The sequence below is a fragment of the Pseudomonas sp. Pseusp9 genome (assembly GCF_059491265.1).
Genome location: NZ_CP168500.1, coordinates 3,245,334 through 3,263,885, shown reverse-complemented (window position 1 = coordinate 3,263,885; position 18,552 = coordinate 3,245,334). Strand labels below are relative to the sequence as shown.

Genomic DNA, 18,552 nt, shown 5'->3' with positions numbered 1-18,552 from the left:
GCCGGTATTCGACACCGTTACCACAGTGGTCCGGGTCATGTTGAAAACCACGGGCGCAGACACGCACCGCCTGACCGGCTGGGGCCGGTTACTACTGGAAGAGGCCTGATATGCAACCTTTTGATACGGTGATTCGCAACGCCCGCGTGGTAACCGCCGCGGACACGTTCACCAGCGATATCGGTATTCGTGATGGGCGCATCGTCTCCCTTGGCCTGGATCTGCCGCAAGGTCACCAGGAAATCGACGCGGCAGGCCGGCATGTCACCCCCGGTGGCATCGACAGCCACGTGCACCTCGACCAGCCGACTGGCGACGGCTCGGTGATGGCCGATGACTTCTTCAGCGGCACGGTCTCGGCGGCCTGCGGCGGCACCACCACCGTCATCCCGTTCGCCTGCCAGCAGAAGGGCGAAAGCCTGCGCTCCGCCGTCGATGACTACCATCGTCGGGCGGGCAGCAAGCCGGTGATCGATTATGCCTTCCACCTGATCGTCACCGACCCCACCCCGCAGGTGCTGCGTGAAGAACTGCCGGCCTTGATTGCTGAAGGCTATACATCGTTCAAGATCTACATGACCTACGATGCACTGAAGCTGGGCGACCGGGAGATTCTCGAGACGTTGTCGGTCGCGCGCCGTGAGGGCGCCATGGTGATGCTCCACGCCGAGAACAGCGATTGCATCGCCTGGCTTACCGAGCGACTACTGGCGGCCGGGCTGACTGCGCCGCGCTACCACAGCGCGGCGCGGCCGATGCTGGTGGAGCGCGAAGCGACCCATCGTGCCATCGCCCTTGCCGAGCTGGTGGACGTGCCGATCCTGATCGTGCACGTGTCGGGTCGCGAGGCTGTGGAGCAGATTCGCTGGGCCCAGAGCCAGGGGTTGAAGGTGTACGCCGAAACCTGCCCGCAGTACCTGTTCCTGACCGCCGACTCGCTGGGGTGTGACGACAGCTTCGAAGGCGCCAAGTGCATCTGCAGCCCGCCGCCGCGCGATGCCGCCAACCAGCGGGTGATCTGGGATGGCCTGGAGAACGGCTCGTTCGAGATTTTCTCGTCAGACCACGCACCTTTTCGCTTCGATGGCCCGGATGGCAAGAAGGCCCACGGTGAAGAGGTGTCGTTCGACCAGATCGCCAACGGCATTCCCGGTGTCGAAACCCGCATGGCACTGCTCTGGTCTGAAGGCGTGCGCAGTGGGCGCATCACCGCGCAAAGCTTTGTTGCGCTGACCTCCACCAATGCCGCCAGGATGTATGGGTTGTATCCGCGCAAGGGCAGCATCGCTATTGGTGCTGATGCCGACCTGGTGATCTGGAACGAAGGTGAGTCGGTGCACCTGTGCAACGAAATGCTGCACCACAACGTCGATTACACGCCTTACGCCGGCATGACGCTGAGCGCCTGGCCGGCCATGACCCTGTCTCGCGGTGAGGTGGTCTGGGACGGCGAGCCGCGCGGTGAGGCTGGTCGCGGCCGGTTTCTGCCGTGCGAGCGCCCGGCGCCTGCGCAACTGCGCCGACGTAAGACTGAGCTGGCATTGTGAGTGCGGTCGCGCAGGTGGCCGCCATCCTGATTCGTGGTTGGCGTGAGGGGCGCCAACAACCGTTGCCAACCCTGGAACTGGCTAGCGAAGCCGAAGCTTATGCCGTGCAGCACCAGGTAGCGGATGCCCTCGGCTGGCTCGCCTCCGGGCCGCCAGCGGCCTGGAAACTGGGCGGCGCTCCGGGAGGGCTGATCAGCGCCGCCAGGGTACCGGCAATGGCGGTACACCCGTCGGGTTGGCAGGTTCCGCCGGGCGATGCCTTCGGTTTCGGGATCGAGGGAGAACTGATCGTGCGCCTGTCGCGCGACCTCGACCAGCACACTGATCTGGCCATGGCCTGTGCGGCGGTCGATGTGTGGATGCCGGGCATCGAACTGTGTGGCACGCGCTGGCTGCAGGGCGATCAGGCCGCGCCACTGCTTCGGCTGGCCGACCGGCAACTCAGCCGCGCGCTTGTACTCGGTGCACCGCAAACGCTGAGGCAAATGCCGGATTGGTCAAGACAACAGGTGACGTTGCGGGTGGATGGGGAGCCTGAGTTCGTCAGCGTTGGCAGCCATCCATTCGGTGAGCCGCTGAGTTCGCTGCCGTGGCTGGCGCGTCACGCTGCGGCACTGGGCAGCCCCTTGCGAGCCGGTGACCTGGTGGCTTGTGGTAGCTGGACCGGTATCTACTGGGCGTCGGCCGGGGTGCAAGTGGAAGTTGAGTTTGCCGGGATAGGACGGGTTGCCTTGTCGACTTAATGCGTTTCAACGGCTTGCTGATTTTCAGTTTACGGAGCCAGCCGGCGCATTGCTCCTGCTTAAAAGGCGTTGGCTTTGAGGCTTGCCTCGCTCCTCCAACTGACGCATCGCCCGGCTCAAGTCCGGTTGAGACATGCCGAGCCTGGCGGCGGCGCGGGTGAAACTGCACTCTTGGGCCATGGCCGAGAAGATCGCGAGTTGGTCATGGCTTTCGACGGTCATTCATGCGCTCTTGTTATAAACAGTTCGCGATTATGCCATCTGCGCGATTGATCGTCCGGTTTCCTCAGGAGCGAAGATTAAAACATTCCAACCCTGGTTGGCCCGTCCGATGGGCCTGGGCCATGGCATTTCAATGCCACCCGAGTCAGTCGAGTGGCAGCGATATCGTCAGTCTCGTTCCTTTGTGCGGTGCGCTGTCGATAGTGAATTCCCCGCCGAGCATGCTGATGCGTTCCTTCATCCCCACCAGCCCGAACGAGTTCAGTTTTTTGCGATCGGTCATGCCTACGCCGTTGTCTTTGATCTGCAAGCAAAGCCGGTTACCGTCCCTGTAGAGTTCGATACGCACCTGTGTCGCTTGCGCGTGCCGGGCAATGTTCGACAGCGATTCCTGCACGATGCGAAACAGTGTCGTGGCGGATTTTTCATTCAGCTCGCAACGCATATCCTGGTCTTTCACCGACATCGTGCACTCGACCGTGCTGCGCTGGCGGAACTCTTCCAGTTGCCACTCGATCGCTGCCTGCAATCCCAGATCGAGTACGGGTGGCCGCAGTTCATTGATGATACTGCGGACACTGCGGATGGCCGTATCGAGGTGATTCAGCGCATCACTGGCCTTTTCGTTGAGCTTGGGGTGCAGGGTACTGGTGCGCGCCTGCAGCATGGAGACATCGATTCGCAACGCCAGCAGACTCTGTCCCAGCTCGTCATGGATGTCGCGCGCGATGCGCTTTCGCTCCTCTTCCTTGATGTGTTCCTGATAGGAGGCCAGTTCGCGCAGCTGCCGCTTCGATTGCAGCAATTCTTCGGCCTGCATCACCAGTTTGCGCTGCAGGTAGAACAGGTCGACAAACACCCGGATCTTGGCGCGAAGAACTTCGGCCACAATCGGCGAGAAGATGTAATCCACTGCACCGGACGTATAACCGCGGAAGCGCTCGGTATCCGTATCGGCCTCGGCTGTGACGAAGATGATGGGCGTGTGGGCCGACTTCGGGCGGCCGTGAATCAGTGCCGCGGTTTCAAAACCATCCATCACGGGCATTTTCACGTCGAGCAGAATGACTGCGAAGTCGCGCTGCAATAGCAGGCGCAGTGCCTCGCGCCCGGACGTTGCCGTGGCAATATCCAGGCCCATGTCGGAGATCACTGCGGCCAGCGCCGTCAGCTTGGCGGGATTGTCATCCACCAGCAACACGGATGCCGGCACGCCATCAGGCGGGAGCGGATGCCGCACCTGGGCTGTGTCTTTGAGTACCGGAGGTTCCTGCTGCATATTCATGCCACTCGGTTTGTGCTGGCGTCCGCAGCGTCATCGATAGAGCCATTTGCGTATCAGTGACAGCAACTGGTCGGTATCCACCGGCTTGCTGACATAGTCCGATGCGCCGGCCTCGATGCATTTTTCACGGTCACCCATCATCGCCTTGGCCGTCAGGGCAATCATGGGCAGGGTTTCAAATCTTTTGAATGTACGGATCTGGCGCATGGTTTCAAAGCCATCCATCCCGGGCATCATGATGTCCATCAGGACGATGTCGGTATCGGGCTGCTGCTGCAGCAGTTCTATGGCGGTCCGGCCGTTTTCGGCCGTGGTCACCAGCATTTTGTTGCACTCGAGCACGCTGGTCAGGGCAAAGATATTGCGCACGTCATCGTCGACCACCAGGGCCTTTTTACCCTCCAGGCTGTCCGAGCCCTCATAGAGTTTTTCCAGCATCCTGCGCTGGGCCTGCGACAGCCTGGCGACGACACGGTGTAGAAACAGCGCGGTTTCGTCGAGTATGCGTTCGGGGGATTGAACGGCCTTGATGACGCCTTTGCCGAGCAGTGTCCTGAATCGCTCGTGCTCCTGCTTGGTCAGTGTCTGCGCACCATAGACGACAATCGGCAATTCACGCATGGCGTGGTCTTCCTGCAACGCCTCGAGAAAGCTGATACCGGAGGCGTCGGGCAGCTTGAGGTTGATTGCCATGCAGTCGTAGCGTTTTTTTGCCAGTTTCTTCAAGGCTTCAGCGCTGCTGTCGGTCGTTGCGATCTTCACGTCGGTATTGCCGAGCAGATCGAGGATGCGGGCGCGGCTGCCTTCGTCGCCGTCGACGAGCAGCAGGCTCCTGGTCTTGCGCCGTGCGAATGCCACGATGCCGACCAGTGCATTTTGAATCTCGTCGGCCGTGACCGGCTTGAGCAGAAAATCGAAAGCGCCATAGCGCAGCCCGCGTGTGCGGTCGTCATCGACCGAAATGATCTGGACCGGGATGTGACGCGTGGCGAAATTGCGCTTCAACTGCTCGAGTAGCAACCAGCCATCGATGTCCGTCAGGCCTGGGTCCAGGGTGATCGCGGCGGGCTTGAAGCGCTCGACAAGCTCCAGTGCATCTATGCCTTGGGTCGTGACGATCGCCTTGAATCCCTTCTGGCGCGCGGCCTCGAGCAGAATACTGGCGAACCGGGCGTCGCCCTCGAGCATCAGCAGCACCTGGTCCCCGGGTTGGACGGACTCGCGGTCGTCCAGTATCTGTGCAGACGGGCCTGGCATGAGGTCGCGCCTGACCTGGTCAGTTACTGTCTCTGTCACTGATTCGTCTGGCGACTGGCGCTGGGCATCCCGTGTGCGCAGGGGCACGTACAGCGCGAAAATGCTGCCCTTGCCAATTTCGCCGGGGATCAGCCGCAGCTCACCGCCCAGGCGGTGTGCGAGCTCGCGGCTGATCGACAGGCCGAGGCCGGTGCCGCCGTATTTGCGTGAGGTTCCGGTGTCTGCTTGCTGGAACGCCTCGAAGATGAGTTTCTGCTTGCCGGCAGAGACGCCAATGCCGGTGTCGGTGACCACGAAGGCAACCACCGCATCGGCGTGATTCAGTTCGCTGTGATCCACGCTCCACCCCGACACAGCGGGTGCGATGCTGATCTTGACGCTGCCTTGCTCGGTGAACTTGAAGGCGTTGGACAGCAGGTTCTTGACCACCTGCAGCAGGCGCTTTTCGTCGGTCCAGATGGCGGGGGGCAGGGTAGGCGCCAGTTCAATCGTGAAGGTCAGGCCCCGGCTTTCGGCGACCGGCCGGAAGGTGCGTTCGATCTGGTCGTGCAGATTGGCGAACAGCGCTTCATTCAGATCGAGAGTGACCGTACCCGACTCGATCTTCGACAGATAGAGAATCTCGTCGATCAGCTCCAGCAGGTCTTTGCCCGCGCTACGGATGGTCCTGGCATATTCGACCTGCCTGGGCGTGAGATTGTGTTCCGCGTTGTCGCCGAGTTGCTGGGCCAGGATCAGCAAGCTGTTCAATGGCGTCCTGAGCTCGTGGGACATGCTGGAGAGAAACTCAGACTTGTACTTCGAGGTCAGCATCAGCTGCTCCGCCTTCTCCTCCAGCGACAGCTTGGTGATTTCGACTTCGCGGTTCTTGCTCTCGACTTCGGCTTTCTGCTCGGCGAGCATTCCAGCCTTGTCCTCCAGCTCCTCGTTGGTCTGGCGCAATTCTTCCTGTTGCCTTTGCAACTCCTGCGCCAGCGATTGCGACTGCTTGAGCAGTTCTTCGGTACGCATGTTGGCTTCGATCGTGTTCAGTACGATGCCGATCGATTCAGCCAGTTGATCAAGGAAGGTTTGATGAATGATGCTGTAGCGCGTGAACGAAGCCATCTCGACCACGGCCTTGACCTTGTTCTCGAACAGGATCGGCAACACGATGATACTCAGCGGGGCGGCCGCGCCCAGGCCCGATGAAATCGCGACGTAATTGCCGGGGACATCGGTCAACAGGATGCGCCGCTTCTCATAAGCGCATTGCCCGACCAGGCCCTCGCCGAGCCGCCACTCATCGTTGACATTGATGTTGCCCTTGTACGCATAAGCCGACAGCAGTTTGAGTTTCGCGGGATCGGGCGGGTTCTCGTTCATCATGTAGAACACACCGTGCTGGGCGTTGATCAGCGGAGCCAGTTCCGACAGCACCATCTTGGAGACAGCCGCCAGATCGCGCTGGCCCTGCAGCAGGCGGGTGAATTTCGCGAGGTTGGTCTTGAGCCAATCCTGTTCCGCGTTTTGCCGCGTGGTTTCCCGCAGGTTGCGGATCATCTCGTTGACGTTGTCCTTCAGTTCCGCCACTTCACCCTTTGCTTCCACCTCCACGTAACGGGTCAGATCGCCCTTGGTCACGGCAGTCGCCACGTCGGCAATGGCGCGCACCTGATTGGTCAGGTTGGCCGCCAGGCCGTTCACGTTGTCGGTCAGGTCGCGCCAGGTGCCGGCAGCACCCGGCACGTTGGCCTGGCCCCCCAGCTTGCCCTCGACGCCCACTTCACGCGCCACCGAGGTCACCTGGTCGGAGAACAGCGCCAGCGTATCGGTCATACCGTTGATGGTGTCGGCCAGTTCGGCGATCTCGCCCTTGGCTTCCAGTGTCAGCTTCTTCTTCATGTCGCCGTTGGCTACCGCGGTCACCACTTTGGCGATGCCGCGCACCTGGCTGGTCAGGTTGGCCGCCATGAAGTTCACGTTTTCGGTCAAGTCCTTCCAGGTACCGGACACGCCTTGCACCTGTGCCTGTCCGCCGAGCTTGCCTTCGGTGCCGACTTCACGCGCCACCCGCGTCACTTCGGCGGCAAAGCTGTTGAGCTGGTCCACCATCGTGTTGATGGTGTTCTTCAGCTCCATGATTTCGCCCTTGGCTTCCACGGTAATCGTGCGCCCCAGATCGCCCTTGGCCACCGCCGTCGTCACGTCGGCGATGTTGCGCACCTGATTGGTCAGGTTGGCCGCCATGCTGTTGACCGAGTCGGTCAGGTCTTTCCAGGTGCCACCGACACCCGCCACCTTGGCCTGGCCACCGAGCTTGCCGTCAGTCCCCACTTCGCGGGCCATGCGTGTCACTTCGTCGGCAAAGGTCGAGAGCTGGTCGACCATGGTGTTGATGGTTTCCTTGAGCTGGAGAATTTCACCTTTCGCTTCGGCGGTGATCTTGCGCGACAGGTCACCGTTGGCCACCGCCGTCGTCACGTCGGCAATGTTGCGCACCTGGGTGGTCAGGTTGGCCGCCATGCCATTGACCGAATTGGTCAGGTCCTTCCAGGTACCGGATACGCCGGTCACTTCGGCCTGTCCGCCCAACTTGCCTTCGGTACCGACTTCCAGCGCCACGCGGGTCACCTCCGCGGCGAAGCTGGAGAGCTGGTCGACCATGGTGTTGATGGTGTTTTTCAGCTCGAGAATCTCACCCTTGGCTTCAACGGTGATTTTCTTGCCGAGGTCGCCACGCGCCACCGCCGTCGTCACCTGGGCGAGGTTGCGCACCTGGGTGGTCAGGTTGGCCGCCATGCCGTTGACCGATTCGGTCAAGTCGCGCCAGGTGCCCGATACGTCGCGCACTTCGGCCTGACCGCCCAACTTGCCTTCGGTACCGACTTCCAGCGCCACGCGGGTCACCTCCGCTGCGAAGCTCGAGAGCTGGCCGACCATGGTGTTGATGGTGTTTTTCAGTTCGAGAATCTCACCCCTGGCTTCGACGGTAATCGTCTTGCCCAGATCGCCTTTGGCCACCGCGGTCGTCACGTAGGCGATGTTGCGCATCTGGGTGGTCAGGTTGGCGGCCATGTCGTTGACGGAGTCGGTCAGGTCTTTCCAGGTGCCGGACACCCCTTTGACATTGGCCTGCCCGCCGAGAATGCCTTCGGTGCCGACTTCGCGGGCCACGCGGGTCACTTCGGAGGCGAAGGAGCCCAGTCGCGTCACCATGGTGTTCACGATCCCGGCGGATTTGAGGAACTGGCCCCGCAGTTTCAGGCCGTTGAGTACCGGCGGTACCTGCTGGCTCAGATTGCCCTCGGCCACCGAACCGACAACGCGAATGATCTCGTTCATCGGGCTGATGAGGTCGCTGGTGAGCGCATTGCTCGAATTGACGATCTTTTGCCATGAGCCTTTCATCATCGGCAATTCGATACGCTCATCGACCTTGCCCTGCTTGCCGATCAGTCGCGCCACGCGTTCGAATTCGGTGGTGGTGTCGGCCGCCATGTCGATGATTTCATTGAGCGTGTCGGCGATCTTGCCCGGCATGCCGGTCCAGTCTTCCGGCATGCGCGTAGTGAAGTCACCTTTGCGCAAAGCCTTCAGCGCCGCCAGCAACGTCTTCATGTCGAAATCTTCAATCGGTGTCGTTACTGTGACCATGTCTGTGTCCAGTCAAAGTTGATGCCACGCAGTGTTTCCCATGTTGAGAACCGAGCGTCAGCTTAGGGAATACTAGCAAGGTTGGCGCAATGCCCCGGATCCTGGGGCAATTGTCATCTTGCAATGCAATCGCGGCCTGCTAACGTCAAACTTTGCGGCCGATTCCGTGGCTTGCCGGTCACTGACCTCAGGGCCTTGCGGGTACGAATGGAAAATACAGATGCCTGACCAGAAAATCAGAGTCTTGCTGGTGGATGATCACAGCATCGTGCGTAACGGCGTGCGCCGCATGCTGGAGACCGCTGGCGAGATCGAAGTAACGGGTGAAGCAGAGACGGCACAGGACGCCATGCTCCTGGTCCGGGAGCAGGATTTCGACGTGGCGCTGGTCGATATCCAGCTGCCCGACAAGACCGGCCTACAGCTCCTCAAGCTCATGCGTGCAGAGAAGCCCAGGCTCGCCGTGCTGATGTTGAGCATGCATTCGGTCGAGGCCTATGCGTTACGCGCCATCAAGCACGGCGCTGCGGGATACCTCACCAAGGATATTTCCGCCGCCACCCTGGTTGCGGCAGTGCGCAAGGTGGCGTCGGGCGGCAAACACGTCAGTCCCGAGCTGGCAGAGAAACTGGTCAACGCTATCGGCAGAGGCGACGCGGCACCCCACGAAGCGCTGTCCGACCGGGAGCTTGAAGTACTCAAGCTGCTCGCAGCAGGTGAGAGAATTGTCCGCATCGCCCAGATCTTGCACTTGAGCCCGAGTACCGTCACGACGTACCGGGCACGCATCCTGGAAAAAACCGGGATGGACAGCAATGCCAAACTGGCCCGCTATGCACTGGAAAACGGCCTGTTGACCTAGAACGCCTTGCCATCCGCCGTCGTCGATCCAGCCTGCCTGTAGTGGAAACACTACAAACTCTTGGCTGATATCTCCACAAGGATGTCCCGCTAACGTCGATAGTGGGATCCGTTCAACTCGAGCATATTAACCTCTCTGCAAAATTTGTAGGTTGAGCGCGGAGTACGCGCTGCATTCATGTTGAATCAAAGTTCCAACTGGAGGACTACATGATGATTGGCTACTGGTTATGCGCGTTGCTGTGGGGTCTGGTACTGCTGGAAGAGATCCAGTGCATGCCCCGGCAAGAGTGGAAAGACGAGGGTCTGAAAAAGGTTCTGTTGCTGCGCCGGACGAGAACCCGGACCAACTACTTTATGGCGTTGATCGCGGGCGCCTTGTGCCTTTACAGCGAAATCCGGGTGGCGCCGGTCGATCAGAACATTTTCAATCCGGAGTTGATACTTACCGTGTGCGGCCTGCTTTGGGGTGCCTATCTTTCCGTAGTCGCCATCAAGGGCAAACGATAGAAGCCTGGCGCCATATCGACTGCGAGTCATTGATATTTCGCTATCGTCGGCCGGCAGGGACATTCCCCCCGGTCAGAAGCAAAACCCGGCATTTGAAGAGCCGCGGCCTCCCTGGTTGCGGCTTGTGCCGTGTGGTTTGCTTGCCGGGCTTGATGGCCCTGCCTGAGAGGCCGCTTCTGGCCAATTACTACCGAAGACAAAAAAGCCAGCTCAATGGCGTAATGGTGCTCAGCTAAGCGAGAATGATCCACTCACGATGGCATCTTGGACCTGAGAGGTGTTGGGGGAGGCATCTCAGTTTTCCGCTAAAAAACCGATATTGAATGAGTGCTTTTGGCCGGGTGCTACCCGTCACGAAGGGCTGCCATCCAATACAGCCGCACACACCCTCTGAACAGGGCGCTAACGTCAGCATCGGCCTATTCAATTCCCCCCTGGCTGTTGAGGGAAGCCATTGCGCGCTGCTCTGAAATCGGTATAAGCGATGGATTTGTGTCCTCGACATGGAGGTAGACGAACCAGCGATCCGGCGGGCAGTGAAGAATCCTGTGAACATCGAACGGCCTTTTCCCGACTTTGCCACGGGCCCCCGGGTTTGTGTGATCCTGTCGGATTTCCACATTTTCAATGCCATGTTGCGCCATGGTTGTGTGAAACGCTTTCTCGATTCGTTCTTTGTTGCGGCGCTGATAGGTCACGTGCGTGTGGTACATCGCATAGCAAAAACATACGCTGAACGTCATCAATGTCAGTTCGGGGCCGAACCTGCTCCAGAAAGAATCGCCCATGCCAGGTAGCCTTGTCATTTGCTTGCTGCGTCGGCAGACACGTGAGCACGTCCTGCAAATAAGCATACAGCGGTGACGGAATTCGACTCAGCATAGCAGCGGCTTGCTGGTCGCGACCTGGCAACGCTTGCTTCTGCTCGAAAGCAGCTTTGGATCGGACGTTCGTTTCTGGCTGTGGATTCAACCGGTGGACGCTACAGATTGGCTAAGTCGTAAAGCAGGCGTTCCTCGGCTGTCTTGAGGATGCACGCCAATGAAAAACTGCAAACAGGCTCAACAACCACTTCCACTACCTCGGATTTCCCCAAGAATCCGGGCCGCATCTCTCGAAGGCGGAAGTCCAAACACGCGTGCGTAGTCGCGGCTGAATTGGGTCGCGCTTTCATAACCGACTTCGAATGCCGCGCCAGTGACACTTCTGGCATTGGCCACCATCAGTGTCCGGGCCTGTAGCAGGCGAACGCGCTTTTGATACTGCAATGGACTCAGCGCCGTGACGGCTTTGAAGTGGCGGTGGAAGGCTGACACGCTCATTGACGCGAGCTGTGCCAATGCGTCCACCCGGATGGGTTCGGCAAAGTCCTGGCGAATGTGCGCAATGGCCAGGTTGACGCGCGCCATGGCACTGTCGGGTGCCGCGATATCGCGCAGCATCCAGCCATGGGGGCCTTGCAGGACACGGTACAGAATCTCTCGCTCATAGACCGGCGCAAGGGCAGCGATTTCCTCGGGCTTGTTCATCAAGCGCAGCAGGCGCACCCAGGCATCCATCAGGTCTGGCGTGACAGCAGCCACCGAAAAGCCGGTTTCCTGTTCATGCTGTCCGAGCGGTTTGGGCAAGTCGGCGAGTAGCGTCGTCAAGACAACCGGATCGAGTGTCAGGCTGACCGCCAGATAAGGTTCGCCGCTTGCAGAGGGATGAACCTGACCGACCGCTGGCAGGTCGATGGACATGACGAAGTAAGTCGCCGGGTCATATCGAAGCGTACGGTCGGCGATGGTCATGGATTTACTGCCTTGCAGTATCAGGTTGATCATCGGTTCGTAAACGGCGGCCAGCAGGTGTTCAGGGATTTCACCCTGAATCATGGCGACGCGCGGGATACCCGTGTCCGTGCGGCGGTTTTCGGCTCGGCGCGCCAGGGCGCGCAGTTCTGTCAGTCGGGTTTTCATGACATTCATCTGAACTCACGCGGATACGGGCACGCAAGCAAAAAGCAGAAACAGGCAGGTTTCGAGCAGGAACGGCTGCGCTCGCCGCGAGGCAGATGGCTACTGTGGTGACTCTGGATCAACGCCCAATCCATCGAAGTGGCGGGCGGCTATTTCATTTGAATCGGTATCCGAGCGCGAGGCACCTCCATGCTTGATCATGTTTTTCTGTCGGTCAGTGACATCGATCGTTCCATTCGTTTCTACACAGCGGCATTGACCCCGCTGGGCATCACCGCAAGGCTTGATTACGACGGCAAGGACGGCCCGCCCGGGCATCCTGACCTGAAAGGTTTCGGGGCCAACGGACGCATGTTTTTCTGGCTGCGCGAAGGCGTGGTGGAGGGGCGAGCGGTGCACGTCGGCTTTGTCGCGGGCAGCAAGGCCGAGGTAGACGCGGCCTATGCGGCTGCCCTGCAAAGCGGCGCTGTCGACAACGGCGCCCCGGGGGCACGTCTGCATTACGACCCCGATTATTACGCCGCCAATGTCCTCGACCCGGACGGCTACAGTCTCGAATTCGTCTACAAGAACTGGCAGCACACCCCATGAGTACATTAATGATCTACGGGGCGACGGGGTACACCGGTCGCATGGCCGCCGAACATGCCAAAGGGCAGGGCCTGGACGTTGTAATCGCCGGGCGCAATGGCGAAAAACTGCAATCGCTCGCCGCGCAGCTGGATGTTCCTTATCGAGTGTTCAACGCTGATGCCCAGGCAACGAAGTCTTTGGAGGGCATCGCGGTGCTGGTGAACTTCGCAGGGCCGTTCGCACAGACGGCGGCTGTGTTGATGCGGGCTTGTATCCAGGCTGGGGTCGACTATCTGGACATCACGGCGGAGATCAACGTCTATCGGCAGGCGGAGCAACTTGGCGCTCAGGCCATCGCAGCGGGCGTCATGTTACTGCCCGGTGTCGGTTGGGATGTGGTGCCGACCGATTGCCTGGCGATGCATGTCGCCCGCCGTGTGCAGAATCCGCATTCACTGAGGATCGCACTGCAGATTGCAGGTTCCATGTCACGGGGATCAGCCCTGAGTGTCAGCGAAATCATTGGTGCAGGCCTTCTGGCGCGGGTCGATGGACTGCTGGTGACTACACCCGAAGCGCAGCCGCGGCACTTCGATTTTGGTGATGGCCCGGTGTTGTGCGCGCCGCTGTCGTTCGGTGACCTGGTGACCGGCTGGCACTCCACCGGCATTCCCGACATTGCCATGTTCGTGCACGTCAGTGGCGATGCGTTCCCGCAGGGCGATCTGTCGAAGCTGCCTGACGGCCCAAGCGTTGAACAGCGCGAAGCTCATCGTGCCCGAGCGGTAGTAGAAGTCACGGGCGCCAATCGCAGCGTGGCACGCTCGATGATTGAAACCGTCAACGGCTACTCCTACACACCGTTGGTGGCAGTTGAAGCCGCTCGGCGAGTGTTGGACGGCGATCGACGGCCGGGGTTTGAAACACCTGCCCGGGTGTTCGGAAGTGGATTCGCCGAGAGCATCGACGGGACAACCATCACCGACTTTTAAAGCGCAACAGTGCTTCGGTTTCGCGAGCATCGAATGCTCATCCAGGGTTCCGAGCGGCCCTGTACCCACTGGCGATCAGTAGTCCCAAAAGGCCGCAATCCAATGGAACGCATCACCGCCGACCGCCCCGGGCGCCCAGGCCCAGGCAGGTCACGTACTTGGGCTGGCGGCAGAGGGGCGGGGCGCGCGCGATCAGATTGCTGTCGAGATCAAATCTCCAGCGCAGGGGCCCTCACATGGTGCACGGGCTGTACATCGGCTGGTGCCGAAGGCTGCAGCAACGAGAACAGGTTCTTCGGATCCTGCAGCTCTGGCACCAGCTGGATGTCGCTGCCAATGGCGAGCGTTCTTGCTACATCCAGCACATAGCGCAAGGCGGAATAGTCCTCGAGGGCGAAGCCGACCGAGTCGAACAAGGTGACTTCCTCGGCATGTTGGCGACCTTGAGTCTGGCCATCGATGACTTTCCAGAACTCGATAACCGGGGAGTCGACGGGCATCTGCTGAATTTCACCTTCAATGCGGCTTTGCGGTTCGTACTCGACCATGACCCGCGCACGCTCCACGATGTCCCGGTGCAGTTCGGTCTTGCCGGGACAGTCGCCGCCCACGGCGTTGAGGTGCATCCCGGGCTCGATCATCTCAGGCGTCAGAATGGTTGCGTAGGCCTTGTCGGCCGTGACCGTGGTCACGATATCGGCACCCCGTACCGCTTCGGCGACGTTTTTGGCAACGGTCACCGCAATGGCGGGGTAGGCCCGCAAGTTGGCTACCAGCTTCGCTGTCGCGGCAGGATCGATGTCGTAGAGACTGATTTCAGTAATGCCCAATAACGTATGAAATGCCAGGGCCTGGAATTCGCTCTGCGAGCCATTGCCGATGAGTGCCATTCGGCGGCTGTCCGGTCGGGCGAGGTAACGGGCCGCGAGCGCAGAGGTGGCAGCGGTGCGAATGGCGGTCGTCAGGGTCATTTCACTCAGCAGCACAGGCTTGCCGGTATCGACGTCTCCCAATGCACCAAACGCCATGACCGTCAGCATGCCATTGTGCGTGTTCTTCGGATGTCCATTGACATACTTGAAGGCGTAGAGCGCTGCATCGGACACGGGCATCAGCTCGATCACGCCCTCGGGTGAGTGGTTCGCCAGGCGCGCGCATTTTTCGAAATCCGGCCAGCGTACGTAGTCCTGACGGATGTACTCGGCCATTTCGGTCAGGCATCGAGGCAAGCCTTTTTCCTGGACGAGACGGCTCAGATCATTGACGTCGATGTAACGGGTCATATCGGGTTCCTTTGGGCTTTTTTTTGTGTGCCGGCCTGGACTGCCTTGCGCTTTGGCGGCTGCGACTCGGGAGGTGGTCCATGTATTTGCGACGGACCCATTGTCGAGGCAATGGCGAGAAGGTTTCGGCCAATACCGACCCAGGAGACAGCGAGAGAAGTCGAAAAACACAGCACGCACAGCAGAATCGGCTGGGTGCTTCACGATGCATCTTCATGCAGATAAAGAAGGCCACAACCGCCATCACATGTCCTGTGCCGCTCCCGTTAAGTAGAGAAACAGTGATTTGCAGCAGACGACAGAATCGGCTGTGAAAGCCCTTCGTTCAGCACAGTCACGCTGTTTCAACCCGGGGTTACGACACCAGCACCTTTCTCGCAATTGGCATTCTGGCGGTCCGTTTAAAGCGCTTGTCGATCGCCGCTTGAGATGGAATGCAACTCCGGCGACTGGCTGTTTGCAGTCGAAAACAACAACAAAAACGGCTGCGGTAAAGACCGCATCGACTCTCTGCCCCTGTAAAAAAGTGTGGTCCGACGCAGGCGCCGGATCGCGATAAATCCAAATAATCCGGGACTCAAGAAGATGAACATCAAATGGCTGACTTTGCCGGCACTCGCGTTGCTGTGCTGCACCACAGGCGCCAGCGCCAAGGAATGGAAGGAGCTGCGATTTGGCGTCAACCCAAGCTATCCGCCCTTTGAATCCACCACGGCCGATGGTGGGGTGCAGGGCTTCGGCGTGGATCTGGGCAATGCGATATGTGCCGAGCTGAAGCTGACTTGCGTGTGGGTCAGCAATGACTTCGACGGACTGATTCCGGGACTTAAGGCCGGTAAGTTCGATGCCATCGAATCTTCGATGACCGTGACCGACGCGCGCAAAAGACAGATCGACTTTACCGATCGCCTGTACGCCGGACCAACCGCCATCGTTACCCGCAAAGACTCCGGACTGCTGCCCACGGCCGAGTCGCTGCGCGGTAAAACCATCGGTTACATGCAGGGCACGATTCAGGAAACCTACGCCAAGGCCAAACTGGGGCCGGGCGGGGTGAAACTGCGGGCTTATCAGAATCAGGATCAGGTCTATGCCGACCTGGTGTATGGCCGTCTCGATGCGTCGATCCAGGACAAGCTGCAAGCGCAGATGAGTTTCCTGACCTCGCCGCAAGGCGCGGACTTCCAGAACAGCGAAGGCATCAGCGACCCGTTGGTGCCATCGGAAATCGCCATCGGGGTGCGCAAGGACAACGAAGAACTCAAAGGCATGCTCAATACCGCCATCAAGGCCCTGCATGACAAGGGCATCTACGCGCAGATCCAGCAGAAACACTTCGGTGATCTGGACCTCTACAACAACTGATCCTCGCGTCCCGGTCGCTGTGTCGCAGCGACCGGGGCGCATCAAGACAGGTGACTGGCGTGAATTCCTTCCTGAATATCCTGGGGCTCGACCTTTCGGCCCTGCAAGGCTATGGCCCTTTGTTGCTGCATGGCACCTGGGTCACCCTCAAACTGTCGGCGCTCGCGCTCTTGGTGAGCATGGCGCTGGGGCTGCTCGGCGCTGCGGCAAAGCTGTCGCCACTGAAGCTGTTCAATCTGCCGGCGACCTTTTACACGACACTGATCCGTGGCGTGCCTGACCTGGTGTTGATGCTGCTGATTTTCTACAGCCTGCAAGGCTGGCTCAGCGCCCTGACCGAGGCCATGGGCTGGGCCTACATGGAAATCGATCCGTTCGTGGCCGGCATCGTCACCCTGGGTTTCATCTACGGTGCGTATTTCACCGAGACCTTTCGCGGGGCGATTCTGAGTGTGCCACGCGGGCAACAGGAAGCCGCGGCGTGCTTTGGCCTGAATCGCTGGCAGCGCTTTCGCTTCGTGGTGTTCCCGCAAATGATGCGTTTCGCCTTGCCGAGCCTTGGCAACAACTGGCTGGTGCTGCTCAAGGCCACGGCGCTGGTATCGATCATCGGTTTGTCGGACCTGGTCAAGGTCGCGCAGGAGGCGGGTAAAAGTACGTTCAATATGCTCGATTTCCTGTTGCTGGCCGCAGCGCTTTACCTGCTGATCACCAGCGCTTCGAACTACGTATTGCGCGTGCTGGAACGGCGCTATAACCAGGGTGTGCGGGGGATGGCGCGATGATCGAATTGATTGCCGAATACTGGCGGCCCTTCCTGTTCAGCGACGGCGAAAGCTTCACCGGACTGGCGATGACCCTGTGGTTGCTGGTGGCGAGCATTGCCATGGGCTTCGTGCTGTCGCTGCCCCTGGCGATCTTGCGCGTGTCGCGCTGGGGCGTTTTGCGTTGGCCGGCCCAGCTGTTTACCTACGTGTTTCGCGGCACGCCGCTGTATATCCAGTTGCTGATTTGCTACAGCGGGATCTACGGCATCGCCGTGGTCCGTTCGCAGCCATTGCTCGAAGCGTTTTTCCGCGACGCCATGAATTGCACCTTGCTGGCGTTCACCCTCAATACCTGCGCCTATACCGTGGAGATTTTCGCCGGGGCGATCCGCAGTATTCCCTACGGTGAAATCGAAGCGGCCCATGCCTACGGCCTGAGTGGCTGGCGCCTGTATCTGCAACTGATCCTGCCTTCGGCGCTGCGCCGCGCGCTGCCGTACTACAGCAACGAAGTGATCCTGATGCTGCACGCGACTTCGGTGGCATTTACCGCAACGATTCCGGACATCCTGAAAATCGCCCGGGACGCCAATGCGGCGACCTTCATGACGTTCCAGGCATTCGGCATCGCCGGTCTGCTGTACCTCGCGCTGTCGTTCGGGCTCGTCGGGGCTTTCAGGCTGGCGGAGAAACGCTGGCTGAGCTTTCTCGGCCCGACTCACTGACTTCCATCTTTAATCCAGAGCGGCGCCGATCAACGTGCCGCTCCAGGAGTATTCGCATGTACAAACTCACGGTTGAAAATCTGTATAAACGGTTTGGTGACAACGAAGTGCTCAAGGGCGTCTCGTTGAACGCACGGGCAGGGGACGTGGTGAGCATGATCGGCGCCAGCGGTTCGGGTAAGAGCACCATGCTGCGCTGCATCAACTTTCTGGAGCGGGCGGACGAAGGTGCCATTGCCCTGGATGGCGAGCGGGTCCTCACCCGTCAGGGCGTTGGTGGCATGCGCGTGGCCAACCCGAAGCAGTTGCAGCGTTTGCGCACGCGGCTGGCGATGGTGTTCCAGCATTTCAACCTGTGGAGTCACCTGACCGTGCTGGAGAACATCGTGCTGGCGCCGTGTCGAGTCCTGGGCATAAGCCGCAAGGCCGCTGAAGAAAGCGCGCGGGCGTATCTGGACAAGGTCGGCCTGCCGCAGCGGGTGGCCGATCAGTACCCGGCGTTTCTGTCGGGCGGACAGCAACAGAGAGTGGCGATTGCCCGAGCCCTGGCGGTGGAACCGGAAATCCTGTTGTTCGACGAGCCCACCTCGGCGCTCGACCCGGAACTGGTGGGTGAAGTCCTGAAGGTGATTCAGGCACTGGCCGAAGAAGGCCGGACCATGTTGATGGTGACCCACGAAATGGGCTTTGCCCGACAGGTCTCCAGCCAGGTGTTGTTCCTGCATCAGGGCCGGGTCGAGGAGCAGGGTGATGCTAGGATACTCGACCGGCCAAACAGCGAACGTTTGCAGCAATTTCTATCGGGTCGTTTGAAGTGAGGCAAGG

The 18,552-nt window shown here is 60.0% G+C and carries 15 protein-coding genes and 1 pseudogene; 10 read left to right on the top strand and 6 right to left on the bottom strand.

The genetic code is table 11. From position 1 onward, the window contains the following. The first annotated feature begins 110 nt into the window (after positions 1–110). Complete coding sequence (gene hydA / locus ACEN8E_RS14625) at positions 111–1,547, top strand: dihydropyrimidinase (protein ID WP_495593239.1); 1,437 nt, start codon at positions 111–113, stop codon at positions 1,545–1,547. Beyond that, positions 1,544–2,290, top strand: a complete 747-nt coding sequence (locus tag ACEN8E_RS14620; protein ID WP_495593238.1) for a 2-keto-4-pentenoate hydratase — start codon at positions 1,544–1,546, stop codon at positions 2,288–2,290. The genes hydA and ACEN8E_RS14620 overlap by 4 nt, the downstream gene beginning before the upstream one ends. Before the next feature lie 51 nt (positions 2,291–2,341). Here ACEN8E_RS14620 and ACEN8E_RS14615 read toward each other — a convergent pair. The 3 genes and pseudogenes from ACEN8E_RS14615 to ACEN8E_RS14605 all read right to left on the bottom strand — a co-directional run. After that, positions 2,342–2,512, bottom strand: a pseudogene (locus ACEN8E_RS14615) (helix-turn-helix domain-containing protein); the annotation flags it as partial. A gap of 145 nt (positions 2,513–2,657) precedes the next feature. After that, positions 2,658–3,797, bottom strand: coding sequence for an ATP-binding response regulator (locus tag ACEN8E_RS14610; protein ID WP_495593237.1), 1,140 nt, complete (start codon positions 3,795–3,797; stop codon positions 2,658–2,660). Between the two features lie 30 nt (positions 3,798–3,827). Next, on the bottom strand, positions 3,828–8,690 hold the full coding sequence (locus ACEN8E_RS14605) for a HAMP domain-containing protein (protein WP_495593236.1): 4,863 nt from the start codon (positions 8,688–8,690) through the stop codon (positions 3,828–3,830). A gap of 220 nt (positions 8,691–8,910) precedes the next feature. On the opposite strand from ACEN8E_RS14605, the gene ACEN8E_RS14600 reads away from it, so the two are divergent. Beyond that, on the top strand, positions 8,911–9,552 hold the full coding sequence (locus ACEN8E_RS14600; protein ID WP_495593235.1) for a response regulator: 642 nt from the start codon (positions 8,911–8,913) through the stop codon (positions 9,550–9,552). A gap of 209 nt (positions 9,553–9,761) precedes the next feature. After that, the gene (locus tag ACEN8E_RS14595; protein WP_495593234.1) at positions 9,762–10,061 is read left to right on the top strand and encodes a hypothetical protein; all 300 of its coding nucleotides are present in this window, start codon (positions 9,762–9,764) and stop codon (positions 10,059–10,061) included. 419 nt (positions 10,062–10,480) lie between these two features. Here ACEN8E_RS14595 and ACEN8E_RS14590 read toward each other — a convergent pair whose 3' ends face one another. Continuing rightward, positions 10,481–10,849 carry a hypothetical protein gene (locus tag ACEN8E_RS14590; protein WP_495593233.1) on the bottom strand — a complete coding sequence of 123 codons (369 nt, stop codon included), beginning with the start codon at positions 10,847–10,849 and terminating at the stop codon, positions 10,481–10,483. A 273-nt stretch (positions 10,850–11,122) separates the two neighbouring features. After that, positions 11,123–12,022, bottom strand: coding sequence for an AraC family transcriptional regulator (locus ACEN8E_RS14585; protein WP_495593232.1), 900 nt, complete (start codon positions 12,020–12,022; stop codon positions 11,123–11,125). Positions 12,023–12,211: 189 nt separating this feature from the next. Here ACEN8E_RS14585 and ACEN8E_RS14580 point away from each other — a divergent pair, with 189 nt between their 5' ends. Further along, positions 12,212–12,613 carry a VOC family protein gene (locus ACEN8E_RS14580; RefSeq protein ID WP_495593231.1) on the top strand — a complete coding sequence of 134 codons (402 nt, stop codon included), beginning with the start codon at positions 12,212–12,214 and terminating at the stop codon, positions 12,611–12,613. Beyond that, complete coding sequence (locus ACEN8E_RS14575) at positions 12,610–13,587, top strand: saccharopine dehydrogenase family protein (protein ID WP_495593230.1); 978 nt, start codon at positions 12,610–12,612, stop codon at positions 13,585–13,587. The genes ACEN8E_RS14580 and ACEN8E_RS14575 overlap by 4 nt, the downstream gene beginning before the upstream one ends. A 209-nt stretch (positions 13,588–13,796) precedes the next feature. Here the strand turns inward: ACEN8E_RS14575 and ocd are convergent, their stop codons facing one another. Next, the gene (gene ocd / locus ACEN8E_RS14570; protein WP_495593229.1) at positions 13,797–14,870 is read right to left on the bottom strand and encodes an ornithine cyclodeaminase; all 1,074 of its coding nucleotides are present in this window, start codon (positions 14,868–14,870) and stop codon (positions 13,797–13,799) included. A gap of 585 nt (positions 14,871–15,455) precedes the next feature. Between ocd and ACEN8E_RS14565 the strand changes: the two genes are divergently transcribed. The 4 genes from ACEN8E_RS14565 to ACEN8E_RS14550 are packed head-to-tail and all read left to right on the top strand — an operon-like array spanning position 15,456 to position 18,545. Then, positions 15,456–16,235 carry a transporter substrate-binding domain-containing protein gene (locus tag ACEN8E_RS14565; protein WP_495593228.1) on the top strand — a complete coding sequence of 260 codons (780 nt, stop codon included), beginning with the start codon at positions 15,456–15,458 and terminating at the stop codon, positions 16,233–16,235. A gap of 59 nt (positions 16,236–16,294) precedes the next feature. After that, the gene (locus ACEN8E_RS14560) at positions 16,295–17,020 is read left to right on the top strand and encodes an ABC transporter permease (RefSeq protein ID WP_008015641.1); all 726 of its coding nucleotides are present in this window, start codon (positions 16,295–16,297) and stop codon (positions 17,018–17,020) included. Next, on the top strand, positions 17,017–17,727 hold the full coding sequence (locus tag ACEN8E_RS14555) for an ABC transporter permease (RefSeq protein ID WP_495593227.1): 711 nt from the start codon (positions 17,017–17,019) through the stop codon (positions 17,725–17,727). The genes ACEN8E_RS14560 and ACEN8E_RS14555 overlap by 4 nt, the downstream gene beginning before the upstream one ends. A gap of 56 nt (positions 17,728–17,783) precedes the next feature. Further along, positions 17,784–18,545: an ABC transporter ATP-binding protein gene (locus ACEN8E_RS14550; RefSeq protein WP_495593226.1), complete on the top strand. Its 762-nt coding sequence runs from the start codon at positions 17,784–17,786 to the stop codon at positions 18,543–18,545. Positions 18,546–18,552: the final 7 nt, after the last annotated feature.